The 22,665-nt window shown below is 64.8% G+C and carries 22 protein-coding genes; 6 read left to right on the top strand and 16 right to left on the bottom strand.

The annotated features are described in order from the left end of the window. Positions 1-430 precede the first annotated feature (430 nt). Entirely contained in the window at positions 431-1,213 is a 783-nt protein-coding gene (locus ABT24_RS11995; protein WP_286737888.1) for a hypothetical protein, read from the top strand. A gap of 34 nt (positions 1,214-1,247) precedes the next feature. After that, entirely contained in the window at positions 1,248-1,631 is a 384-nt protein-coding gene (locus ABT24_RS11990; RefSeq protein ID WP_013107334.1) for a winged helix-turn-helix domain-containing protein, read from the top strand. 16 nt (positions 1,632-1,647) lie between these two features. Here ABT24_RS11990 and ABT24_RS11985 read toward each other — a convergent pair whose 3' ends face one another. From ABT24_RS11985 to metE, 5 genes are all read right to left on the bottom strand, one after another. Beyond that, positions 1,648-2,700 (bottom strand): ABC transporter ATP-binding protein, encoded by a 1,053-nt coding sequence (locus ABT24_RS11985; protein WP_276730871.1) that lies wholly within the window; start codon positions 2,698-2,700, stop codon positions 1,648-1,650. Positions 2,701-2,739: 39 nt separating this feature from the next. Next, on the bottom strand, positions 2,740-3,570 hold the full coding sequence (locus tag ABT24_RS11980; protein WP_276730870.1) for an ABC transporter permease: 831 nt from the start codon (positions 3,568-3,570) through the stop codon (positions 2,740-2,742). A 39-nt stretch (positions 3,571-3,609) separates the two neighbouring features. Further along, on the bottom strand, positions 3,610-4,545 hold the full coding sequence (locus ABT24_RS11975; RefSeq protein WP_276730869.1) for an extracellular solute-binding protein: 936 nt from the start codon (positions 4,543-4,545) through the stop codon (positions 3,610-3,612). A gap of 149 nt (positions 4,546-4,694) precedes the next feature. Next, positions 4,695-7,067, bottom strand: a complete 2,373-nt coding sequence (locus ABT24_RS11970) for a DUF1631 family protein (protein WP_276730866.1) — start codon at positions 7,065-7,067, stop codon at positions 4,695-4,697. A 155-nt stretch (positions 7,068-7,222) separates the two neighbouring features. Next, positions 7,223-9,604 (bottom strand): 5-methyltetrahydropteroyltriglutamate--homocysteine S-methyltransferase, encoded by a 2,382-nt coding sequence (metE, locus tag ABT24_RS11965; protein ID WP_276730863.1) that lies wholly within the window; start codon positions 9,602-9,604, stop codon positions 7,223-7,225. Between the two features lie 111 nt (positions 9,605-9,715). Between metE and ABT24_RS11960 the strand changes: the two genes are divergently transcribed. From ABT24_RS11960 to ABT24_RS11945, 4 genes are all read left to right on the top strand, one after another. Beyond that, complete coding sequence (locus ABT24_RS11960) at positions 9,716-10,627, top strand: LysR family transcriptional regulator (RefSeq protein WP_276710212.1); 912 nt, start codon at positions 9,716-9,718, stop codon at positions 10,625-10,627. Positions 10,628-10,738: 111 nt separating this feature from the next. Beyond that, positions 10,739-11,404 carry a dienelactone hydrolase family protein gene (locus ABT24_RS11955; protein WP_276730859.1) on the top strand — a complete coding sequence of 222 codons (666 nt, stop codon included), beginning with the start codon at positions 10,739-10,741 and terminating at the stop codon, positions 11,402-11,404. Positions 11,405-11,455: 51 nt separating this feature from the next. Next, positions 11,456-12,007 carry a chorismate--pyruvate lyase family protein gene (locus ABT24_RS11950; protein ID WP_286737883.1) on the top strand — a complete coding sequence of 184 codons (552 nt, stop codon included), beginning with the start codon at positions 11,456-11,458 and terminating at the stop codon, positions 12,005-12,007. 208 nt (positions 12,008-12,215) lie between these two features. Continuing rightward, positions 12,216-13,418 (top strand): TsoY family (seleno)protein, encoded by a 1,203-nt coding sequence (locus tag ABT24_RS11945; RefSeq protein WP_276730852.1) that lies wholly within the window; start codon positions 12,216-12,218, stop codon positions 13,416-13,418. A 43-nt stretch (positions 13,419-13,461) separates the two neighbouring features. Here the strand turns inward: ABT24_RS11945 and ABT24_RS11940 are convergent, their stop codons facing one another. The 11 genes from ABT24_RS11940 to ABT24_RS11890 all read right to left on the bottom strand — a co-directional run bounded on the left by ABT24_RS11940 (position 13,462) and on the right by ABT24_RS11890 (position 22,482). Continuing rightward, entirely contained in the window at positions 13,462-14,967 is a 1,506-nt protein-coding gene (locus ABT24_RS11940) for an amidase (RefSeq protein WP_276730848.1), read from the bottom strand. Between the two features lie 670 nt (positions 14,968-15,637). Beyond that, positions 15,638-16,171: a hypothetical protein gene (locus tag ABT24_RS11935; protein WP_276730845.1), complete on the bottom strand. Its 534-nt coding sequence runs from the start codon at positions 16,169-16,171 to the stop codon at positions 15,638-15,640. Then, positions 16,168-16,512 (bottom strand): RuvC family protein, encoded by a 345-nt coding sequence (locus ABT24_RS11930; protein WP_276730841.1) that lies wholly within the window; start codon positions 16,510-16,512, stop codon positions 16,168-16,170. The genes ABT24_RS11935 and ABT24_RS11930 overlap by 4 nt, the downstream gene beginning before the upstream one ends. A gap of 133 nt (positions 16,513-16,645) precedes the next feature. Then, positions 16,646-17,365, bottom strand: a complete 720-nt coding sequence (locus tag ABT24_RS11925) for a 3'-5' exonuclease family protein (protein WP_276730838.1) — start codon at positions 17,363-17,365, stop codon at positions 16,646-16,648. Positions 17,366-17,375: 10 nt separating this feature from the next. After that, positions 17,376-17,999 carry a phage replication initiation protein, NGO0469 family gene (locus ABT24_RS11920; RefSeq protein ID WP_276730836.1) on the bottom strand — a complete coding sequence of 208 codons (624 nt, stop codon included), beginning with the start codon at positions 17,997-17,999 and terminating at the stop codon, positions 17,376-17,378. Between the two features lie 98 nt (positions 18,000-18,097). Then, positions 18,098-18,394, bottom strand: a complete 297-nt coding sequence (locus tag ABT24_RS11915) for a TubC N-terminal docking domain-related protein (RefSeq protein WP_276730833.1) — start codon at positions 18,392-18,394, stop codon at positions 18,098-18,100. Next, a complete protein-coding gene (locus tag ABT24_RS11910) occupies positions 18,387-18,740 on the bottom strand; it encodes a hypothetical protein (protein WP_286737878.1) in 354 nt (117 codons plus the stop codon). The genes ABT24_RS11915 and ABT24_RS11910 overlap by 8 nt, the downstream gene beginning before the upstream one ends. A 47-nt stretch (positions 18,741-18,787) precedes the next feature. Further along, positions 18,788-20,911 carry a DUF3987 domain-containing protein gene (locus tag ABT24_RS11905; protein WP_276730826.1) on the bottom strand — a complete coding sequence of 708 codons (2,124 nt, stop codon included), beginning with the start codon at positions 20,909-20,911 and terminating at the stop codon, positions 18,788-18,790. Continuing rightward, on the bottom strand, positions 20,904-21,221 hold the full coding sequence (locus ABT24_RS11900) for a CHC2 zinc finger domain-containing protein (RefSeq protein ID WP_276730823.1): 318 nt from the start codon (positions 21,219-21,221) through the stop codon (positions 20,904-20,906). Before ABT24_RS11900 ends, ABT24_RS11905 begins: the two co-directional genes overlap by 8 nt. After that, positions 21,218-21,559 (bottom strand): helix-turn-helix transcriptional regulator, encoded by a 342-nt coding sequence (locus tag ABT24_RS11895; RefSeq protein WP_276730819.1) that lies wholly within the window; start codon positions 21,557-21,559, stop codon positions 21,218-21,220. The genes ABT24_RS11900 and ABT24_RS11895 overlap by 4 nt, the downstream gene beginning before the upstream one ends. A gap of 227 nt (positions 21,560-21,786) precedes the next feature. Further along, entirely contained in the window at positions 21,787-22,482 is a 696-nt protein-coding gene (locus ABT24_RS11890) for a hypothetical protein (RefSeq protein WP_276730815.1), read from the bottom strand. Positions 22,483-22,665 lie beyond the last annotated feature (183 nt).

Below are 22,665 nucleotides of genomic sequence, written 5' to 3'. Positions count from 1 at the left end.
CAAAATGAACACAGTCCGCGGGTGGATTCCGCCGGGAGCGCGGTTCAAATCCTCCGTTCCAATGGATAGTTGATCGGCCGGTTGTACAGGCAGGTTTTTGTGGGGTGATCTAGCAGAAGCGGGGCTCATGAAATGGTGGCACAGACTGAGGGTGCAGGGCTGCTTCGAGAAAAGAAAAACGACAAAGCAACAACCATCTATCTCGAGCGTTCAGTACAGCAGAATACGAAAGATCAGTGAAATTTGATGTGTCAAAGTGTGGCAAAACCTGTTGCCGATCAAGTGACCTTGCTTCGGCGTGTCAACATCGCGCCTGAGTTTTCGTTAACCATCCATGTTCATCAAATCGATCAAACGCAGGAGCTTTCTCTCCATTTGGCGCGACCACAAAGTGATCGCCGGGCTGTTGTTTGCATTCGTGGTGCAGCCAATGCCTTCCGTTAACGCGCAACCGGTCCCGGAATTCGTCCATTTCCAGGCCGAATGGCGCGTCACTCTGAAAAATGACGGTCAAGGCAAAGACTCTCGCGGCGCGCAATGGCTGGTCTTGCTCGGCGGGCTGGGCGGACAGGAGGGCGTGGCCACCGCGCAAGACCAGGTGAGCTGGCCTGCGCAGGGCAACGGCGCCTACCGCATCGACAGCACCCTCACGCCGCGGGGCGCGCTTGCCGTGCTGCTGCGTCGGCTGCACTGGGTGCGCGGTGCAAGCGGAGAAGTGCGCGACGGCAGGCCCGAGCTGCTTTCGGCCAGCAATCAGCGGGGGGATAGCCCGGCCACGCTGATGCAGATCGAGCATGGGCGTATGCAAGTGACGACTGCCGGTGAGGCGGCGTCAGCGCCGGCGGAATCGACGGCAACGACGCAGCCCGCGCCGCCCGGGCTCACCGATCCGCTGACGCTGAGCTGGGGGTATCTGCAGCGCCCGCTGCCTACCCGCGCCTTCACCGTGCCCTTGCTCATCAATGACAAGGTGCAGACGGCTCACATCACGCCGCAGCGCATCACGTTGAAATGGCAGGGCCAGGAGGTGGCGTGCACTCTGCTCGACGCTCACAGCGCGCAGAGCAGTGCCACTTTGCGCATCTGGCTGCGGCAAAGCGATGGCCTGCCGCTGCAGGTCGAACTCGGCATGGGCGACCGCTACGGGCTCGATGTGGTGCAGACTCTGGCAGCGGTACCGGATGGGCTGCCCGCTGCACGTGTTCAGCACTGAACCGTAGGCGTCGGCGAAGCGCTACGCTATATGCATGAACGAGAACGGCACAGCAGACGACAAAGCGCCCCTGCCACCCGCGGATACGGCGAGGGTGCGCTTGCAGATCAAACAAGGCACGGCGCTCGGGCCCGGCAAGGCCGCGCTGCTCGAAGCGCTGGAGCGCACTGGCTCGATTTCAGCCGCCGGGCGGGCGCTCGACATGAGTTACCGCCGCGCCTGGCTGCTGATTCACAGCGTCAATCAGGCTTACAAAGAGCCGTTGGTCGAAGCCTCCAAGGGAGGCGCGGGCGGAGGCGGTGCGCAGCTCACCCCGCTGGGGCGCGAGGTGCTGTCGATCTACCGGCGCATGGAACGCAAGGCGCTCAGGGCCATTCAGCCCGACCTCGACGTGCTGCAAAAGCTGCTGCGCGAGTGAGGCTTCAGGAAGCGCTTCAGTGCGGCCAGCACATCAGATGCTCGGCGCGCAGATGCGCCACCACGGGCGCGCCCGCGCGCAGGCCGTGGTGGGCAATCAGCCGCAGCGGGGCGCGCAGCCACAGCCGGGCGTCGCCGCAGCGCATGGCCAGAGTTGCGCTCGCGCCCTGAACCACCAGGTGCTCGATCTGGCCTGAGACCGGGTTTTCCAGATCGGCGGACTGGCCCGGTTTGAGCGGGGGCAGACGCACCTCGTCGGGCGACACGGCCCAGTCCACCAAGCCGCCGATCTCGCTCGACGCCATCAAGGGCGCCCACAGCGGCAGCCCGCCTTCTTCCCACTGCAACAGCGTCAGCCCGCGCTCAACCGCGTGGCGCAGCACCCGCGCGGTAAAGCGGTTGCGCACGCCCAGCAGCGCCGCAGCCGACTGATTGGCCGGATGCGCAAACACCTCGGCAGGCGGCCCCTGCTGAATGACCTGCCGACCCGAGAGCAGCACCACCCAGTCCGACATGGCCGCCAGGCTGGCATCGTGCGTGGCGGCCAGCGCCGGCATGGAGAGCTGGTGCATGCGCGACACCAGCTCGGCCATGATGTCGTCGCGGGTGCTGGCATCGAGCGCCGAAGTGGGCTCGTCGAGCAACAGCACCTGCGGCTGCCGCGCCAGCGCCCGGGCCAGCGCCACGCGCTGCTGCTGTCCGCCCGAAAGCTGGGCGGGGCGCAGCTCGGTCTGCTGCGCCAGCCCGACCGACTGCAATAACTTGACGGCCGCCTGCCGCTGAGAGCCCAGCGCCCCGCCCAGCGCATAGGCCACGTTCTCCCAGGCGCGCAAATGCGGAAACAGCGCATACCCCTGCGGCAGATAGCCCACGGGCCGACGCTGCGGCGGCAGGGCGCCGAAAGGCGGGCCCTGGCTGGGAATGAGCCCCGCCAGCGCCTTCAGCACCGTGGACTTGCCTTCGCCGCTGGAGCCGAGCAGAGCGGTGAAGCCGTGCACCTCGAAATCGACGTCGAGCGTGATCGGCTGGCGGATCTGGATATTGACGTGCAGGCTGGCGGGCGAGGGCATGATGTCCGGCAGTGGGTTCAGGCAAGGCTCAGGCAAGGTTCAGCCGCCGCGCGGCCCGCGCCGCGACAGCGCGCCGAGCAACAGGGGCAGGGGCAGGCCGATGAGGAAGAACAGCCAGAGCAGCGGGTACACCGCGGGCAGGCCGGTGTCTTGCAGGTTGACCCACAGCTTCACCGGAATGCCCTGCGGGTAATACGCCACGATCAGCACAATGCCGAACTCACCCAATGCCCGCACCCAGGCCAGCGCCACCCCTGCGGCCAGACCCAGCCCCGAAAGCGGCACGGTAATGCGCCAGAAAGTGCGCCAGGGCGACTGCCCCAGAGTGAGCGAAATCTGCTCAAGCTCGCGCGGCACCCCCTCAAACGCCGAGCGCGCGGCGACGATGAAATACGGCGCGCTGCCATAGACCTGCGCCAGCAAAAAGGCCGAGGGCGTGTTGGTGAGACTGAGGCCGAGATGATTCAGCGGCTGGCCGATCCAGCTGTACGGCCCGTAACTCATCGACAGCAACAGGCCCATGGCCAGCGGCGGCGTGAGCAGCGGCAGCAGCACCAACATCTCCATGATCCACTTGCCGCGAAAGTCGTGCCGGGCCAGCCACCAGGCCACCGGCGTGGCAAACATCACCACGATGGCCACGGCGATCAGGCTGTAGCTCACCGACACCCAGAGCGAGCCCAGGTCGCCTTGCTGCAGATGCAGCGTCTGCCACGGCGTGCTGATGAACAGCCCGGCAAAGGGCAGACTGAGAAACAGCAGCCCGGCCAGCCCGGCGCCCGCCACGATCCACGCGCGTCGCGCGGGCGCCTGCTTGGCGTGCGGCGCAAAGAACGGGGCTGCGGCGGTGTCCAGCGGGGTCAGGGTCATGCCGTCATTGTCGTCGCAGCCCGAAGCTCAGAACACGAGTCAATGAGCCGGATGGAGATCGCCGCCCTTGGGGGCGCTATAGCCGTATTGTTTGAACAAGGCCTGGCCCTCGGCGCTGGTCATCAACTTGACGAAAGCCGCGCCCGCCTTGGGATTGGGCGCGTTTTTCAGCACCGCGGCATAAAACACCAACGGCTGGGTGGACAGGGTGTCGGTCTTGCCGTTGGGGAGCTTGATGTCGAAATGCACCTTGCTGTACCACTTTTCGATCATGGCGGGATCGCTGAGATTGATCTCTGCGGGCAGCTTGATGTAGGGCAGCTTGTGCGAAATCACCGCGCTCAAATAGCCCGAAGTGGCGTCGAGCTGGCCCGACTCCAGGCGCGAGAGCAGCGAGGGCTCGGTGAAAATTTGCTGCTCGTTTTCGACCTTGCCCAGAATCTTGTCGGCCAGTCCCGGCTGCTTGTAAAACTCTTGCGCCAGCAGCATGGTGAACACGATATTGCGGCCCTGCGGGTCGGTTTTCGGGTCGGTGCGGCCAAAGTGCAGGCCCGGTTTTTCGAGCACTTCGTACCAGGGCATCTTCCCGGCGGCAGCGGCCTTGAAGTCGGCAGCGAACTTGCTCTTGTCGCTGTAGGCAATCACCATCTGCGTACTGGCCACCGGCACGGCGGTGTCGATCAACCCGGCTTTTTGCAGCACCTCGATGGGGCCGGGAGTGATGGAGACGAACACATCGGGGTTGATCTGCTTGGCCGCGATCAGGTGCGCCAGGCCGAACGCTCCGGCGCCCTGACCCTGATACTGCACCTTGGCCTGCTTGGCGATGGCCGGGCCGAGCGCCTTATCCATCAAGGCGCCCATCGAGCCGGCATAGGCCACCGACAAAACCGGCTCGGCCGCCGAGGCGACCGTCATGCCGCCCAGGCCGATGGTGGTTGCGAGGGAGAGTTTCAACAGAATACGACGATGCATCAATGGCTCCTTGGTAGATATTCGAGAACAGGCGGATCGAGCGCAACTGTGCGCTCAACGCGATGTTTCACGAAATATAACGAAGTGAGCCGAAGCGCCGTGTTTTCAGGTGTAAACGCAGCGCGCCCGCGGTCTCAGGCCAGGCCGGTTCAGCCGGATTCGCCAGACTGGCGTTCGCGCAATTGCTCGGCCACGCCCTGCATGGCGCGATCCATCAGACCCTGCGCTTCCAGCGGCAGGATGAGGCCCTGCGCGGCCATGCGCTCCAGCGCGCGGCGGGTCATGGAATGCGCCCGGCCGCCCACCTTGCTGGAGAACATATAAAACAGCCCTTGCGGACTGCGCCAGGTCAGTTGCGCACGCGCGTTGCGCCCCTGAATCTGCAACTGCACCCAGGTGCCGATGTCGAGCGAGGCGATCAGCCCCGCCACTTCGGAGGGTGAGAGCAGCGCGGAGGGCGAGAGCAGCGCAGGCTCGCCTGGCGGCACGCTGGCCGGGCCTTGCTGCGAATCGGCCGCCTCCGCCGCGATGGGTTGCGACTCGGCGGGCACGTCGCTGGCTTCGATCAGCCCGCTGGTGAGTTTTTCTTCGTTACGCACCAGCGCTTCGGGCATGGCGGCGGCCGCCGCCGCATTGGTCTGCGGGTGCAGCAGCCGCGACCATTCGCGCTGCAGCAGCAGGGCGTCGTCGCGCGAGGTGGCCTGCTGCGCCTCGCCCTGACCGCGTATGGCCTGCGCCTGGGCGTCCATCAGCCAGGACATGAACTCCTGGCGTTTGTCGGTGGGCAAGGAAATCAGGTCGAGGCCTTGGCCCAGCCGTTGCACCAGCGTGGGCAGCAGTTTGAGCAGCGCCTTGCGATCCGCTTCGGCGGTCTTGGGCTGCACGCTCCAGATCAGATCGCTGGCGGTCTGCTTGTAGGTCTGGGTGATCTCGGCATCTTCCCCAAAGCGCAGCACGGATTCGGCCAGCACCGTGGACCAATGCTCGAGCATGAATTCGCGCAACTGGGGATGGGTGTGCAGCCGGGCGAACACCTCGTGCAGATGCCGGTACAGCGCGCCGTGCAGCAGGCTGCGGAACTCGGCGCGGCGCAGCGCATCGACCGCATCGGCCTGTTGCTGCTCCACCGCGGCGGCGCTCTCGGCGATATGGCGCTGCAGATCGGCGAGTTGTTGCTCGAACACCGTGGCGTCGTCTTCCTCGGCGTTGACCACGGCCTCGACCATGCGCGACAGAAACGGCAGGAAGCGCTGGGCCGCGGGCTCTTCCACGCTGGAAAAACCCGCGCTGTATTCGGCCACGCGGTTGAGCAGTTTGCGCGTCGGGTGATTGCGCGAGGAAAACAGGCTGGCGTCGCGCAGACCCAGACGCAGCACCGGGATTTGCAGCCGCGCCAACTGAGCTTTGACCGCAGGCAGCAGCTTGGGGTCGGCCAGGATGTGATCGAACAGCAGCGAGACCACGTCGATGGTGAGCCGCTCCAGCGGCCGGTTGGCGACCTCGTAGAGGCTTTGCCGATGCTGCTCGATGAGGTTCACCGTCGCGGCGGAGGCGGCGGGCTCGTCGCGCCAGTTCACCTCGCGCAGCCCCAAACGGTCGGTCAGCAGCAGACGATCGAGCGCATCGCGCAACTGCGGGTTGAGGCCATACGCCTGACCGAACACCGAGGGGCCGAAGCCCGAAGCCGCAGGGCCAGTCGGGCCGGTGGGGCCGAAGCCGGAGGACGCAAAGCTGCTTTGGCCTCCGTCCGGCGCGCCCGATGGCGCCGCAGCGAAACGCCCGGCGAGCAATTGCTGCAAGGCGTCCAGATGCAGCTCCGCGCCGGTTTGCGCGGCGTTGACCAGCGCCTGCTCGTCCACCGCTGTGGCGGCGGCGCTGCGTGCGGGCGCGCGGCGCTGCTGACGGTATTGCGCAGGCTCGACCTGCAGTTCAGCCAGACGTTTGTTGTAGAGCGAGTAGGTGTCTTTGAGTGCGGCCGACATGCCCTTGCCGAAAGCTCGCAGCAGCCCCAGGCGCTCTTCCGCGTCGAGATCGACCACGCCGAGCGCGTGGTGCAGCGATTTGCTGAACACCTCGGGCCGCAGCGGGTTGGTCTGCGGCGCGGCGTGTTCGCCCGCGCGCAGGCTGTCGAGCCGCGCGCCCAGATCGCGCACCTCCCACTGGGCTTCGGATTCGAGCATGTGCGTGAGGCGCGAGACTTCCACCCCTTCCTCGAGATCGGATTCATCGACCAGACTGAGCGCCTCGAGCTGCAGTTCGCGCCGCGTGACCGGCTTCTGGCCGAGAATTTCTTCGTCGAGCACCTGATGAAAGCGCTCGACGAAGGCCTGGATCAGTCGACCTTCGTTCTGCCGCAGCGCGTGACTCATGTCGGAGAACTGCTGCCGATCCCGCCCGTTGCCCGCCGCTTCGGCCTGCTGTTCCAGCGCCTCGATGACCTGGCGCACGACCGAGCGCATCAACTCGTCCGAGCGGGCAATGGCGTCATCGATGCAGGACTGGAAAATTTCGGAAGGCAACATGGGCTCTCAGACGGTTTTGCCCTGGGAAAACGGGCATTTTTCACACTGTAAACCGAATTGTCATGCGCTTTCCTGCTTTTCTCCTTGACAGGGTTTCATCTGCCCGCTGTGCGTTGCAGCTTCACGCCAACTTCATAGCCTCGAGGCTATGCGCCTCAAGCGCAGTCGTGCGCGCAGCAGGTGCTGTGGGCGCTGACCGGAACTTCTGCGGCAACGCTAGGCGGCGGGGCGATGCGGCCGTGCGTCTGCAATTCATGGCGCAGATCGCGTGCCGCTTGAACCATGTGCCGCAGCGCCGCTTCGGTCTCCGGCCAGGCGCGGGTTTTGAGGCCGCAGTCCGGGTTGACCCAAAGTCGTTCGGGCGCGATGAGCTGCGCGGCGCGGCGCAGCAGTCGGGCCATGTCGGCCGCCGAAGGCACGCGGGGCGAATGAATGTCGTACACGCCGGGGCCGATATCGTTCGGGTAGGCGAAGGCGCCGAAGCCGTCGAGCAGTTCCATATTCGAGCGCGAGGTTTCGATGGTGATGACGTCGGCGTCCATCGCCGCGATGGACGGCAGAATGTCGTTGAACTCCGAGTAGCACATATGGGTGTGAATCTGCGTGTCATCGCGCGCCACGCCAGTCGACACGCCGAACGCTCGCACCGCCCAGCTCAGGTACTGCGGCCAGTTGTCGCGCTTGAGCGGCAGGCCCTCGCGGAAGGCGGGTTCGTCGATCTGGATGATGGCAATGCCCGCGTTCTGCAGATCGCTCACCTCGTCGCGCACCGCCAGCGCGAGTTGCAGCGCCACCTGATCGCGCGGGAGATCGTCGCGCACGAAGCTCCATTGCAACAGGGTGATCGGCCCGGTGAGCATGCCCTTGACCGGCCGCGGGGTGAGTGCCTGCGCGTGCCGCGCGGTATCCACCGTCATCGGCTCGGGCCGCCACACATCGCCCCAGATGATGGGCGGCTTGACGCAGCGCGAACCATAGCTCTGCACCCAGCCGCCCGCGCTGAAGGTGTAGCCCCAGAGCTGTTCGCCGAAAAATTCCACCATGTCGTTGCGTTCGGCCTCGCCATGCACCAGCACGTCCAGGCCGATGTCTTCCTGTTTGCGGATGACGGCGGCGATCTCTTCGCGCATTTTCTGCAGATAGTCGGTATGCCGCAGTTCGCCGCGGCGCCAGGCGGCGCGGGCAGCGCGAATTTCGGCGGTCTGCGGGAAGGAGCCGATGGTGGTCGTGGGCAACGGCGGCAGGTTCAGTCGCGCGTGCTGCGCGGCGATGCGCTGGGCATAGGGCGCGCTGCGCCGGGCGTCGGTCTCGCTGAGCGCCTCCACGCGGCGGCGCACTTGCGGCAGGGTCACACGCGGACAGTTGCGGCGCGACGCCAGCGCCTCGGCGTTGGCTTGCAGCGCGTCGCGCACCGCGTCTTCGCCCTGATCGAGCGCCGTGGCGAGCACGCGCAGTTCCTCGAGCTTCTCTTCCGCAAAGGCTAGCCAGGGACGCACTTCGGGGTTGAGCCGCGCGCCCGCGCCGTGTTCTGCTGCCAGACTGACGGGCACATGCAGCAGCGAACAAGAAGGCGCGATCCACAGCCGCTCGCCCAGCGCGGCGTGCAGCGGCCGCAAGACGCGCAGCGCAGCGGCCAGGTCGCTGCGCCACACATTGCGACCGTCGATGATGCCCGCAGACAGCACCCACTGCGGCGGCAGCGCCTCGCGCCAGAGGTCGATCTGCTGCGGCGCGCGCACCAGATCGAGATGCACGCCATCGACCGGCAGGCCCGCCAGCGTGGCCGGGGCGAAGCTGATCGACTCGAAGTAGGTGCTCAGCAGCAACTTGGGGCGCAGCGCCCCGGCCTGCGCGGGCAGCGCGGCGTAGAGCGTGGGCAGCAAGTCGCGCCAGGATCTGTCGAGATCGAGGGTGAGCGCGGGTTCGTCAAGCTGCACCCATTCCACCCCCAGCTCGGCCAGCCGGGCCAGCACCCGGGCGTAGGCGCGCGACAGCGCGGACGCCAGGCTCAGGCGGTCGAAGCCGGGCTGATGCGATTTGGAGAGCCACAGAAAAGTCAGCGGCCCGATCAGCACCGGTTTGGGCGCATGTCCGGCCTCTTGCGCTTCGCGCACGCGGTCGAACAGCGCATCAAAACCGCCGTCAAACGTCGTGGCGGAGTCGAGTTCGGGGACGAGGTAGTGATAGTTGGTGTCGAACCACTTGGTCATCTCCATCGCGGGCTGCGCCGCATTGCCGCGGGCCAGCGCGAAGTACTGCTCCAGACCGAGTGTGCGGGTATCGAAGCCGAAGCGCGCGGGCAGTGCGCCGAGCAGCGCGGCGGTATCGAGCATGTGGTCGTACAGGGTGAAGTCGCCGACCGCGGCAAAGCGCAATCCGGCATCTCGTTGTTTGGCCCAGTTCGCGGCTCGCAGTTGCGCCGCGGTGGCCTGCAGCTCAGAAACCGAACTCTTGCCCTGCCAGAAATTTTCGAGGGCGAACTTCAGTTCGCGTTGCGGGCCGATGCGCGGATAGCCCAGGATGTGTGTGGTGGTCATGCCGTTACTCCAAGATGAATTGAATGCAGGCGGCAGTTTGCGCATCGGGCTCGATTGAATCAAGCGACGAATTTTTAGGTTATGCTGAATTTCATTCAGCTTGTGACTGCCATGCTCGAACTTCGCCATCTGCGCTCTCTTATCGCCATCGCCGAAACCGGTCGCATCAACGCCGCGGCCGAGGCCGTGCATCTCACGCCGTCGGCGCTGTCGCACCAGTTGCGCGCGCTGGAGGGTCACTACGGCATGCCGCTGCTGCTGCGCGACGTGCGCGGCCTGCGCTTCACCCCGGCGGGCGAGCGTCTGCTGGCGCTGGCGCGGCAGATGCGCGAGGCGCAGCAGGCCGCCGAGCAAGACTTGCAGCGTATTCAGGGCGATACCCGCGGCACCCTGCGGGTGGTTCTCGAATGCCACACTTGCTTCGAATGGCTGATGCCGGTGCTCGACGCCTTTCGTCAGCGCTGGCCCGATGTCGAGGTCGATCTGGTCTCGGGCTTTCACCGCGATCCGCTCACGCTGCTGAGCAAGGATAAGGCCGATGTGGTGATCGGCGCGCTGCGCCCGCCGGGGCGGCAGTGGGCCTCGCTGCCGCTGTTTCGCTTTGAAATTCTGCTGGCGCTGCCACCTGGCCATGCCCTGTGTGCGAAGCGCAGCGTGCGCGCCGTCGATCTTCAGGGCGAGACGCTGATCACCTACCCCGCGCCGGATGAGCGTATCGACCTCATCCGCGAGGTGCTGCAGCCTGCGGGCATCAGCCTGCCGCGCCGCACGGCGGAACTCACCATCGCCATCCTGCAACTCGTCGCCAGCAGGCGCGGCGTCGCAGCGCTGCCCAACTGGGCGCTCAAACCCTCGCTGGACAGTGGTTATGTGCAGGCCCGCCGCATCGGCCCGCGCGGGCTGTGGAGCGAATTGCACGCCACGGTGCCGCGAGACCTGGCGCAGCGGCCTTATGTGCGAGATCTGGTGGAAATGGCACGCCAGAGCGTTGCCACGCATCTCGACGGCGTGCAACTGCTGTGACCATGGCCGATCAGGGCGCCGGGGCAAGCTGGCCGGAGCGGCAAGTTCAGCGCCAACGCCGCACAATCTATGCTGGTTCCAACCCCTGAAAACCCCTCGAAGGAGCTTCGAATGACCCATAAAACCCTCACCCTGCACACCGCCGACGGCCAGACCATCGGCGCATATGTGGCCGAGCCTACTGGCAAACCCAAGGGCGGCATCGTTGTCGTCCAGGAAATTTTTGGCGTCAATGCGCACATCCGCAGCGTGGCCGATGGCTATGCGGCGGCGGGCTATCTCGCCATTGCGCCGGCCGTTTTTGACAGTGTGGAGAAAAACGTCGAACTCGGCTACGACCAAGCCGGCATGGAAAAAGGCATCGCCCTCGTTTCCGCGCTGGGTTTCGACCGCGCTCACGCCTCGGTGCAGGCCGCAGCCAAGGCCGTGGCCACCGCAGGCAAGGTCGGCGTGGTGGGCTACTGCTGGGGCGGCACCATTGCCTACCTCACGGCCATTCGGGATGGCCTTCCCGCAGTGAGCTATTACGGCGGCCGAAATGTGCAGCTGGTGGGCGAAAAAACCCAGACGCCGCTGCAGTTTCACTACGGCTTGCGCGATGCCCACATCTCAGAGGCCGATCGCGAAGCCGTGCGCGCGGCCAACCCTCAAGCCGAGTTCTATGTGTACGAAGCCGACCACGGTTTCAACTGCGATGCGCGCGCCAGCTTTGATGCAGCCGCTGCCCAGCTGGCGCGCGAGCGGGCGCTGGCCTTTTTCGCCAAGCATGTCGGCTGAAAGGTTTACCGCAGGGCGTGCGCGATACTGACGTATTTGCGCGATCCATTCATGGCCCTGCACCGCATCCGCCGTATTTCCGCCCCTGCCGCTGAGTGTTGGCCGCCCGCGTTGCCCGCCGCGCGGCGCAGCGGCATCGAGAGCTGGCTGACTGATTCGGGCTCGCTCACCCAGCGTTTGCGGCGCAGCAGCGCACGCTTGGAGTTGCGGCTGCTGCGGCAAGGCCCGGCGCGCGCCCTGCGCGATGAATATCCGCTGCTCGGCCTGCCGCAAGGCCGCAAGGTCTGGCGCCGCGACGTGCTGCTGGTGGCCGACGGCGTGCCGCGGGTGTTGGGGCATAGCGTGTGCGCGCTGTCCGCGCTGCGCGGGCCGTGGCGGCTGCTGCGGCATCTGGGCGTCAAGCCGGTGGGGGATGCGGTGTTCACGCGCCCGCAGACCCGGCGCAGCGCCATGCGGGTCAAGCGTTTGTCGGCGGCTCATCCCTTGCTGCGGCTGGCGCGCTGCAACGGGTGGGCCAGCGAGGACGCGCTGTGGTCGCGGCGTTCGTCCTTCGTTTACGGCGGCACGCCTCTCTGGGTGAGTGAGGTTTTTTTCCCGGGCTGAGAGTGCGACCAAAGTCACAGACTGGCCCATGGCAACGGCAAAACTCCTTGATTTCCCGGTAGGGATTTTGTGTAAATTGCGTGTCGTCAAATATTGCAGGGCTTGAATTCATATACTCCGCCCTGTATTTGTAACGTCTTGCAACGCGTAGATTCTGAATGTCACGCGTTGCGCAATCTCCCCACCTTTTTCTCCCAGGAGAACCACCATGCTGGTCAACAACCTCCGAGAACGCTATTCACCGATGTACTTCCTCGCCGCACTGGGTGCCGGTGGGCTTGCGGTGTCGTTTTTTATCTATCCCATGTTCCTGCTACCGCACCCGGATACGCCGATGGTGACGTTCAATCACCTGTGGCCCGCGCTCACGGCCGGGGGTAATGCGCTCAATTCGGCGCTGATCGGGATCGATCTGGCGGCGATCATCCTGTTCGCCGTGCTGCATTTCTGGCTGCTGGCGTGGAATCTGCGCGAGTTCAAATTATTCCGCCAGACCGACGCCTACAAAAAGCTGCTGACCTCCAACGCCGAAATCAACCTCATGGCCGTGCCGCTGACCCTGGCGATGACCATCAACGTCGCCTTCGTCCTCGGCGCTGTGTTCGTGCCGAATTTGTGGAGCGTGGTGGAGTGGATGTATCCGGGCGCAATTGCCGCCTTCCTCGCTGTGGGCATCTATGCCCTGCGCATTCTCGGCGCTTACTTCACCCGGCTGTTCGTGCATGCGCAGTTCGACTTCGCCGAGAACAACTCGCTGGCGCCGATGGTGTCGATCTTCGCTCTGGCGATGGTGGCCGTGGGCCTGGCTGCACCCGGCGCCATGAGCCATCACCGCGAGATCAACGCCATCGCCATGGTGCTGTCGATCTTTTTCGCCAGTGCGGCCATTCTGTTGCTGCTCATCAAGATCGTGCTCGGGTTCGACGCTATCCTGCGCCACGGCATTCAGCCGCAGGCCGCAGGCAGTCTGTGGATTGTCATCCCCATTCTCACTCTGCTGGGCATCACCTGGATTCGCTGGTCCATGGGTCTGTCGCATCAATTCGGCAACATCAACCATCCGACGGATCTGCTGCTGTTCACCACGGTGGTCGTGTCGCTACAGGTGATCTTCGGCCTGATCGGCTATGCGGTGATGAAAAAGCTCAATTACTTTGCCGACTATGCCGGCGGCGCCAAGTCCAACGCTGGCGCCTTCGCGCTGATCTGCCCCGGCGTGGCGTTTTTCGTGTTCGGCATGTTCTTCATCAGCTTCGGTCTGGTGACGCCCAAGCTGGTGAGCGCGGGCTCATGGATGTATTACCTGCTCATGTCGCCCCTGATCGCCGTGCAACTCAAGACCATTCAGGTGTACTTCCGCCTATTTGGCAAGATGCTGATCAAGCCGCGCCTGCAACTGGCGTCGGCCTGACGCCGCTCGGTAGGCAAAGAAGGACGCCGCGGCGTCCTTCTTTTCATGCGGCAAAGACTGGTGGGCGCCAATGTTCCCAGGGGCGTTCCAGCTCCAGTTGAGTGGCCAGTTGAAACAGCAAGTCTTCACGCCCCCAGGCGGCGCCGAACTGCACGCCGATAGGCAAGCCGCTGTCGTCCAGGGCCCATGGAACAGACATCGCTGGCGTGCCGGTGAGGTTGGCCAATTGGGTGAACGGGGTGCGGTGCAGATTGTCGAAGGCGAGTTGCTCCACCAGACCGCTGCGGCGCAACACCCCGCCGAGCCCGAACCGCAGAATTAGTTGCAACGCCGTGCGCTGCCACCTTGGCGCCGCCAGCTCGCCGATGCGAGCCGGAGGTTGCGCGCAGGTGGGTGTGAGGTAGAGATCGAAGCGCGTGAACAACTGGCCCAGCGCGCGCATCGGGCTGTTCCAGCGCGCACGCGCCAGGGCATAGTCGCCCGCCGCAAGGCCGCGTCCGATCAACCCCAGAGCCTGGGTGTCCGTCTCGAAAGCCGAAGCGGGCACGCCCTGCTGCTGCCACCAGGTCAACTGCGCCGCCACCTGTCCGAAGTACATCGTCAGGTAATCGCGCGCTAGTTGCATGCCGTCGCCCACGGGGTCGATCCATTCGACGTGATGCCCCAGCGATTGCAGCAATTGCCCGCAATCCGAAGCGGCGCGCGACCAGGCGGCATCGACCGCGCCGCCGATGGGCGAAGCCGTGCTCAGTGCAATGCGCAGCCGTTGTGTCGGCGCCTGCAGCTCCTGCGAAAAGGGCCGGGCCGGCGGCTGGACGATGAACGGATCGCCCGGCTCCGGGCCTGCGATGACATCGAGCAGGGCCGCACTGTCGCGCACCGTGCGGGAAATCGCATGGGTGCTGACGGCCCCCTCCCACTGCTCATCGAACTGAGGCGCACAACTCACCCGCCCACGCGAAGGTTTGAGCCCGAACAAACCGCAATAAGCCGCCGGAATACGGATCGACCCTCCGCCGTCTCCCGCAGCCGCCGCCGGCACAATACCCGCAGCCACCGCAGCCGCGGCACCCCCAGAAGAGCCGCCGGGCGTGTGGTCGAGATTCCACGGATTGCGCGTCGGCCCAAACGCCACCGGCTCGGTGATGGCCTTCAAGCCCAGCTCCGGCGTATTGGTCTTGCCGAAAATCAACAGCCCGGCCTGCTCCCACCGCCGCACGACCGCGTCGGTCTGCGCCACTGGTCTGCGGGCCAACGCAGCATTGCCTTGGCTGGTACCGTACCCGGCCAGATCCATGCTCAGGTCCTTGAGCAGAAACGGAACACCCGCAAACGGGGCGTCCCCGGTGCGCGCGTGCTTCAACCCAGCCTTGGCGTGCTCGCGCAAATCTGCGATGACGGCATTGATTCGCGGATTGACCGCATCACAGCGCGCGATGGCGCTTTGCAAGACCTCCGCAGCATCGCACTCGCCACGGCGGATACGCTCAGCAAGATCCAGGGCATCCGGAATGTGAGACGGAATGGCAGATGGGTTTTGAGTCGACATGTCGTGCTCAATGAAAGCACATCCAGCGGGAAACAAAAAGGCCTCTCGGTGAGGGGAGGCCCTCAGCGCTCTTTAGGCGTGAGATTTGGCACAAAAAACAAAGCCCCGCGGGTTAGGCGGGGCTAAGTTGTTGAATCCACTTGGCAGGGGCACACTCCAACAAATCACCTAAGCCATTGATTCGATTCAAAAATAAAAAAGCAATTTTCAAATATGCCCCCAAATATGCCCCCATCAGAGCGATGCTACCCCCTGCGTCAGACCCCAGAAACAGCACAGCACCAGCAGGTGGGCAGTGTATCGGCGGGTGTGGTTCGGTGCCGACAGATCAGGAACACCCCCCCTCCAAAACTCTGCGGCGCAAAAATCTGACGGCACGCACGGTCTTGATGGGGTGGCGTCAAACTTTTGGCATCCCCCCAGGGGTGGTCGGTGGCTGCCGGGCGGCTGCTCACTGTGGGCGATGCGGTGTTGCGTTGCGCGCGTTGCCTATGTTGCGTAAGGGCACACATGCGGCTTTGCGCGCCGTTTCGCACCCGTTCGGAAGGTGGCTGGGGAGTACCTTTTAGGGGGGGTACCCCCTGCGACAGCTGCGACATTTGCGACAGGTGGGCAGCAATTGCCTTGCGCTACCCCCTGCGAATGTTGCGAATCCTGCGAACGGGCGGCCTCACTTTGGCGTGAGCATGTAGGCGGGCAGTAGGCAGGCGCGGCCCTCAGCGGCGGCGGCTAGGGCGTCGCGCCATAGGGCGGGCCTGCCCTGCCGGTCAGGTAGGCGTGCGCGGCCTCGTAACTCGCGGATGTGCACATGCCTGACGATGCGCCACACTTGGCGCTGACTCAGGCCGATGCGCTGGGCAATCTGGTGCGTGCTGTAACCCACGGAGCGCAGGCTTCGGGCGGATGCGTGCGTCATGGCCCTGTCGATTGCCCGGCGCTGTGCTTCTGCCCGGCGTTGCGCCGTCTTGCTGGGTGGGCGCGGTGGCTTGCGGATGGGCACGCGGGGATAGATACCGGCCAGCAACTTGCGAGCGTATCCGGGGCTGATGCCATAGCGCGCGGCAATGTCGAGCACAGGTACACCGACAGCGCGTAGTGCGCGCATCTCCACATCGCGCCGGGCAAGGGCAGGGTCGCACCACGCACGCGCAGGAATATTGAGTCCCCATGCGTGCATGGCGCGGTAGGCCTCACGTCGCGTCATGTCACACTCAGCCCGTAACGCGCAATCAGCAGCGCGTCAGCGCGTCCGTGGTCTTTGGCGCGGGTCAGGTAGGGTGCGCAGCCCGGCAGCAGGCGCAGCGCCGTCTCTACGCTCGCAGCCTTCGGCACGCCAGCAGGCAGCCCTGCGGCGCGCTTCCACGCCTGCGGGGTCACGCGCTGGACAGGTACGGCAGACAGAAGGCAGGCGGTCTCGATTGCGCCCACGCTGCGGCCAAAGGCGAAGGCTGCCACGCGGCTGTCGGTGGGCATGGCTGCCACGTTCTCGACCCAGCCGGCACGGACGGGCGGCAGGGCTTGCAGCAGCTCACGCAGCACCAGCACGTTGATAAGCGGCGTCCGTTGCCAGTCTCCAGCGTCGGCAAGTCCAGCACCTCCACCACGCGCCCCTCTGCATCAAGCGCGGCAAGCGCACCCGATAGGCCGGGGTCGATCCCGATCACCACGGGCGCGCGGCTCACGCTGCGGCCTCCAGCCCGGCCATGATCCACCAACACGCGGCGCAGGCGGTCACGTCTGCGGCGTTGTAGCGCGCCAGTTTGTCGTGCTCGCCAGCAAGCCACAAGTCGAGCACGTCCGCGCCGGTGGTGCCGTCTGCTTTGGGGCTGGGCACTCCCAGCGCGCGGCACAGCTTGTCCAGGCCGATCTTCCCGCTGAAGCCTGCGAACAGGAGCATCGAGCAGCCAAAATCGCGCGGGGCGCGGCTGCCGGGTTTGGGAAGCCAGCGGGGCACACGCACGCGGTTTGCCCAGCAGCGGGCACGGATGAAGCCCAGGTCAAACTCAGCGTTATGCGCCACGCAATAGGCGCTTTCAGCGAACGGCCAAGGGGTGCCGTCCGATTGCAGCGCTGGGGCGGCGTCGGCTAGGGCCTTGTCGATCATGGCGATGGCACGGCGCAGGAAGGCGGCTTCCGGCTCAACGCGGGCACGCACGATGGACACGGCAGCGGCGTCGCTGGTGGCGAAGCCGATAGCGCACAACTCGCCTGCTGCCGGGTCGAGGGCCTGCTTGCGCCAGGTGGCTTCAATGGCGGCTTCGCCTTCGGTCTCCCACCACGCGGCGATGCTCTCAGGCTTTTTGAGCGTGCCGGGCGGCTTGGTGTCGGCTCTGGCTTGTTCGCGGGCGGCTTCGGTTTGGCCGGGCAGGGTTTCAACATCAAAAAATAGGTGGCTCATGGCGGGCCTCTCAGAAGGGAATATCGTCGGCTTCAAACTCAGCAGCAGGGGCAAGCCGGGCAGGGGGTGGTGCAGTTCGTGCTGCTGGCGCTGCGGGCCTGCTGGCGCTGATGGCGGAGGTATTCAGCGCGCGCCATTCGGGTGAGTCCTTGATCTGCTCTTGCAGGCGCTCAGACAGGTCTTGCAGGTGGTGGTGCGTGCTGCTGTCGCTGAGGTCGAACAACAAGCCCTCGTTGTCTCCCAGCGGCTGCGGCAGCGGCATCCCCCGTGGGATCGGGGACACGCTCACGATGTCCACATAGTCGCGTCCGTTGCGCTGGGTCGGTGTCAAGTTCAGCAGGGCAGGCGCGCCGAGTAGCTTCTTCAGGTCGAATGCGGCCAATTCGTCCGGGGTGAAGTCTCGGCCTCGCCAGGCTTTGAGGAAGGCGCGCAGGGCGGATTTTTCGTGCAAGGAGGCGGTGAAGCGGCGGGACACTTGGAACGGTTCTCCGTCGCTGCGCAGCTCGGACAGACGCCAGGTCAGCAGCACCTTGCGGGCGCTTTTGGCCTCGCCTTGGTAGTCGCTGAGCTGGGCGCCCAAGTCGATCAGGCGGGTGCAGCGTGCAGCCTGCGGGCCTGCGGGGGGGGAGTTCAAAGGTTGCGGTGGATTCGCTCAGGGTCAAGGACATGGTGGGGTCTCTCAAGTGGAAGGTGGTGGTCTCGGTCTGGCGCGGTCTGTTCTCGGTCTGGTGTTCAAAAGGGCAGGCTGCGCACTTCGGCCCGGATGCGCTCGATCAGGGCGATGGCGGCGGCTTCGGCTTGCTCGGATTGACGGAGCAAGTCTTCTGCGCTGATCAGCTCAAGGCGTCGCGCATCGGCGGCGCGGCTTTGCAGGTAGGCAATGAGGGCTTGGCGGTTTTGGGCGATCAGCGCTTGCAATTCGGGCGTGACCCTGTTGCGCGGTGAAACACGCAGCGCGCCACGCTCCACGCGCAGCACCAGCCCGGCGCGGCGCAGGCGGTAGTACACCGATTCGATGTCGTCATTCATGACGATCTCCTTCAAGCTCAAGTTCGGCAAGCCAGGCGGCAAAGCCTTCGGGCGGCAGCAACTTGCGGGCGGCGGCGGTGTGCGCCTCGGTCTTGCTGCGGTACAGGGCGGCTAGGCGCTCGGTTTCTTCGGTGGCGCGGCGAAAGTGCCGGATGGCGGCGGCATGGTTGCGCAGGGCGAAGGCGGTGCGGTCGAGGTGGGCGGGCAGGGCCTCGTTTTTTGCAATGCCGGTGGTGCGGGCACTGCAAAAACTGCAAGAAGACCCTTTCTGCACTTTTTGCAGTGCCTGCACGGGCGGCTTTCCGTGAATCACATCCCCTTCTTGCAGTTTTTGCAGCTCCTGCACAGCGGGTGTTCCAGAAATTGCACGCAGTCGCTCCAAGTAGATGTTGCTCACAGTTTGGCCCTCCCGTTCAGCGTGTAGGTGGTCGAGGGTCGGCCTGCGGTCGGCTCGCGCCGTTCATGCAACCATCCCATGTCCACTAGGTAGGCAAGCGCGGCGCTCACCAAATCGCGGTCGCTCAATCCAGACCAGTTTGGTCGCCAAACGTCCCAGCTTTTGAACCCATCGCGGGGCAGATCACCCTTCTTGATGCGCCGCAGGATGGCGCGGGCGGCCTCCACTTCGGGCGATACCGCGCCGCCGTAGATGCGCCGGGCGTGCGATTCCAGATAGGCAGCCCAGCCCAGGGCGCGCAGCATGGCGGTGTCGCTGACGGGGCCTCGCCCATCGTCGGCAAGGTGGCAGATTAGGGCTAGGGCGGGAACCAGCTTGCGATACTTGCTCAGGTGGCTCTCAAGCGCCGGGTGAAGCTCGCCACTGCGCAGGCGCGCCTCAAGCTCGGTGCGCCACTGCACGAACAGCGCTAGCGCATCCTCGCTTAAGCGCAGGTAGGGCGTGCCTTCGGGATTGCCGTCGAGGTCGGTGTCTTGCATCGCGCCGATGGCCTGCGGGTCGAGGGTGTCCAGGCGGTCGAATACGGCCCATGCAGCCTTTTTTGCGGCTCCGTCAGGCCAGTGGTCAACGTCGATCCATTCGCCGGTCTGGTCAGGCCACACCATCATGCTGAACCGCTGCATCAACCCATCGTCGCCAGCGCCGCCATGCAGGGCGTCGGACAGATACTCCCGAATGCGGCCCGGCTGGGTGGTGCCGATGATGGACAGACACAGGTGCGGAATGTGCAGGTTGAAGCCTCGCCCGATGCGGTCGAAGGTGAACGATCCGCTGCCGTCCCAGGCTTCCAGCAGAAAGGCGCGGTGATCGGCTTTGTCGGGCCGGTCGAGGTCGCGCAGCAGACCCATGAGTTCGTCACGCTCTAGCAGCATGCCCTGCGGGTTTTGCCGCAGCAGCTCGCCCAGCGCTTCCGGGGTGGCGTTCGCGGTGGTGTAGCGCCGCAGCAGCGGCTCAGGATCATCCGCGCCGCCGTCGATCAGGTGCATGACATTCGCGCCGGGGTCTTTGGCCAGTAGCGCGCGGGCTTTCTTCTGCCCGGCTTCGTCTTGCAGGTCGCGCAGCTTCTGCGACTGTTTCCAATCGCGCATCGCTGCTTCATACTGGTCTTGCGCGCGCGCTGCAAGTCGCTTTAACGGCGCAGTGGCCTGCGACATGGCGGGCGATTTCATCGCGCCGGGCCTGCCGATCACCAGTCCCCAAAGGTTCGGGATCACTGTCCAGTCGGTGAATTGCTGCGGCCTCACGGCGATCTTGCGTCCGATCACCGCGCCCAATGCAACCATGACGGGCACGGCCACAAAATCGGGCGGGCAACTCACCCGCTGCACGATGTCGGCAACCCAGGGGCGCAGCGCATCGGGCAGCGAAGCGTAGTCGAACGGTTCAACGGGCAGTAGCTCGCCAGGCAGCGGGGCGGGTTCGGCCTCTTGCGGCTCGCTACTCGGCAGCATCGGCAGCGCCAGCACATCGGCGGCGGTGGCCTCAGGATGCGCGGCTCTCCAGTCGAATGCGTCGCCTTTGGCGGGCAGGCCGAGCGCAGCCACATCGATGATGCGCACCTTGCAGTTCAGCGCCACCAGCCGGGTGGCAACGTCTCGGCCATATTGCGCGCCGGGTTCGTCAGCATCGGGCCAGATCAGCGCGTCACGGCCTTGCAGCGGCGTCCAATCGGCGGCGCTGGCGCTGCTTGCACCTCCGCTGGTGGTGGCGACACAGCCCAGCTTGCCCAGCGCATCGGCGGCCTTCTCGCCCTCGGTCACAAAAATCACAGCGGCTGGGTCTGCGGCGATGCGGTGCAGGTTGTAGAGGGGTTTCCCGGCAGGCGGTGCGGGTGGCTCTCCGATCTCATACCCTGCGTCGTCAGCGGTGCGGCGCATGGGCCTGATCCACTTCGCGCCGGTGTCCGGGTGTTTCAGCCGAATGCGCCAGAAGATCGGTTCTCCGCTGGCACTGGAATATGCGTGCAGCGCTTCGGGCTTGAAGCCGTCGCGCTGCGCGGGTTCCGATAGTCTGCGCGCGGCATCTCTGGGAGTTTCTGTGCGGTCGATCACCTCAGACATGACGGCCTCCCGTCACAGCCCCTAGGGCCTTCGCAGCGGCAGTGAAGGTCTGCCCATAGCGCAACTGCTGGAAGTCCAGCACGTCGCCACCATGCGCGCCACAAACAAAACAGCGAAAAGCGCCGGTCTGCGTGTTCACTCGAAGGCTGGGCTTGCGGTCTGGGTGGAAGCAGCACAGCGCATCGCGCCAGACGCCACGGCCCTGCAATGCGCCAAGCTCAGCGGCGAAGTAGGTTTCAGGATCGGGCAGGCGGCTGCGGTCGAAGTGCTGGCGCTGTGCCGGTGTGGTGGTGCGGCGGCCCGGAATCACTTGGCGCTCCCGGCTTCTGCACGCTTGCGTTGCAGCGGCGTCGCGTAGCTCGCGCCTTGCGTCTGCGCCTCCAATCGCGCAACGGCGTCGAGCACGTCCCCATAGCGCCAGTAGCTTGCGCGGCAGCCGGGGAAGGGCTTGATCGGGGTGGGAAAAAGCCCCAGCCCCATCAGTTTGTAGAGGGTGGTTTTACCGACCGGAAACACCCCAGGAATCGGCGGGCGGGCCTTTGGGTCTCCAATGATCTGCGCCAGCTTGATGCGGGCATCAGGGGTCAGGTCAGTAGTGACTGGCGCATAAGTGGCGCGTGAACGTCCGGGCTTTTCTGTGGGCTGCATGACACCTCCAAAGATGGGATGCCCGCATTTCAACCCGGCAGTGCACTGTTGCGTTCCTATAGGAACGATGGTTCGTTCCTATAGCATCTAACGGAATGACATAAACAGACCACAATTATTGGCTAATAAAACTAGCCTGTTTTAGTTTAATGAATAAATAAACTAATTTAGTGTTTTTCGGATTTCTCTCTAGATAATGGTTCTTGTATTTGTCGAAGATGTGAGCGTTACGCCTTCGAAGCCTTGCGGGCCTGTGTGATCTTTTCGGCGCAGGTCTTTTCAGTGGGCAGTGTGAGGCCATGCTGCGCGGCCATTGAAGCCAGTACCTCGGCAGCCTTGTGCGGCTGCTCTGGCAACCCGGCATCAGCGATCAGCACGGCCAACATGCGCAGCAGGGTGGTTCTCTCGCGTGCGTCGAGAATTTCTTCGTCCGTGGGCATTGCCCCCGCATGCGCTCCTACACGGTGTAGCTTTTCGAAGCGGTCGCGTTCCTCGCGGGTAATGAGGGGGCCTTGCGCCTCCAATTCCGGCTGTTCATCATCATCTTTCGGAATGAGTTTGCAGACCTCTGGGCACTCTGGATCGTCCCAGGCGATGAAGCCATAAACAAAAGGCTTTTCCTCGTCGAACACCGGCGGCAGCACCATGCTGAAAAGGTTCTTTCTGCTCCGCATCGCGCGGCCAAGCGTACTTGCATCAATGCCTAGCGGCCCGGTGGTCATGTGGTAGTCGCCAAGTGCGTCAAGGCGAAGATCAGCGGGTTCGGCGTTCTGCCATTTGATGGGAAGCGGCAGGGCAAAGCGCATTGACAAGCGCAGCCGGGGCGGTTTGGCCTCGGCGTAGTGCCAAAGATCATCAACACTACACCCCCAGCGCTGGGCGATCTCGTCGAGGGTGTACCAGTCCTTTTCCGGCAGTGCCATGTCATGCCCTTTCGCATGTCCTTCATGGGGATGCCCAGGACAGCCTGAGAAGGGATCAGGTTTTCAGCGGCGGGGATCAGCCGTCGCCTAGGAGTGTGGGCGGCAGAAGGTTGTTGAGGTCGACGTAGGACGGTGGGCGTGCGTTAATACGGCATGCCCACTAGTTACCGCCCCTATGAGCCG

The organism is Thiomonas sp. SCN 64-16, assembly GCF_001725585.1.
Taxonomy (GTDB): domain Bacteria; phylum Pseudomonadota; class Gammaproteobacteria; order Burkholderiales; family Burkholderiaceae_C; genus Thiomonas; species Thiomonas arsenitoxydans.
The sequence above is the reverse complement of the archived record's forward strand: the minus strand, read 5'-3'. Positions and strand labels throughout refer to the sequence as shown.

Coding starts and splice junctions, on each gene's coding strand:
- ABT24_RS11995 (WP_286737888.1), top strand. CDS start 431: ATGCCTTCCGTTAACGCGCAACCGGTCCCGGAATTCGTCCATTTCCAG.
- ABT24_RS11890 (WP_276730815.1), bottom strand. CDS start 22,482: ATGGCACTGCCGGAAAAGGACTGGTACACCCTCGACGAGATCGCCCAG.
- ABT24_RS11970 (WP_276730866.1), bottom strand. CDS start 7,067: ATGTTGCCTTCCGAAATTTTCCAGTCCTGCATCGATGACGCCATTGCC.
- ABT24_RS11990 (WP_013107334.1), top strand. CDS start 1,248: ATGAACGAGAACGGCACAGCAGACGACAAAGCGCCCCTGCCACCCGCG.
- ABT24_RS11905 (WP_276730826.1), bottom strand. CDS start 20,911: ATGTCTGAGGTGATCGACCGCACAGAAACTCCCAGAGATGCCGCGCGC.
- ABT24_RS11975 (WP_276730869.1), bottom strand. CDS start 4,545: ATGCATCGTCGTATTCTGTTGAAACTCTCCCTCGCAACCACCATCGGC.
- ABT24_RS11895 (WP_276730819.1), bottom strand. CDS start 21,559: ATGCAGCCCACAGAAAAGCCCGGACGTTCACGCGCCACTTATGCGCCA.
- ABT24_RS11980 (WP_276730870.1), bottom strand. CDS start 3,570: ATGACCCTGACCCCGCTGGACACCGCCGCAGCCCCGTTCTTTGCGCCG.
- ABT24_RS11940 (WP_276730848.1), bottom strand. CDS start 14,967: ATGTCGACTCAAAACCCATCTGCCATTCCGTCTCACATTCCGGATGCC.
- ABT24_RS11955 (WP_276730859.1), top strand. CDS start 10,739: ATGACCCATAAAACCCTCACCCTGCACACCGCCGACGGCCAGACCATC.
- metE (WP_276730863.1), bottom strand. CDS start 9,604: ATGACCACCACACACATCCTGGGCTATCCGCGCATCGGCCCGCAACGC.
- ABT24_RS11945 (WP_276730852.1), top strand. CDS start 12,216: ATGCTGGTCAACAACCTCCGAGAACGCTATTCACCGATGTACTTCCTC.
- ABT24_RS11950 (WP_286737883.1), top strand. CDS start 11,456: ATGGCCCTGCACCGCATCCGCCGTATTTCCGCCCCTGCCGCTGAGTGT.
- ABT24_RS11985 (WP_276730871.1), bottom strand. CDS start 2,700: ATGCCCTCGCCCGCCAGCCTGCACGTCAATATCCAGATCCGCCAGCCG.
- ABT24_RS11915 (WP_276730833.1), bottom strand. CDS start 18,394: ATGAATGACGACATCGAATCGGTGTACTACCGCCTGCGCCGCGCCGGG.
- ABT24_RS11925 (WP_276730838.1), bottom strand. CDS start 17,365: ATGAGCCACCTATTTTTTGATGTTGAAACCCTGCCCGGCCAAACCGAA.
- ABT24_RS11960 (WP_276710212.1), top strand. CDS start 9,716: ATGCTCGAACTTCGCCATCTGCGCTCTCTTATCGCCATCGCCGAAACC.
- ABT24_RS11935 (WP_276730845.1), bottom strand. CDS start 16,171: ATGACGCGACGTGAGGCCTACCGCGCCATGCACGCATGGGGACTCAAT.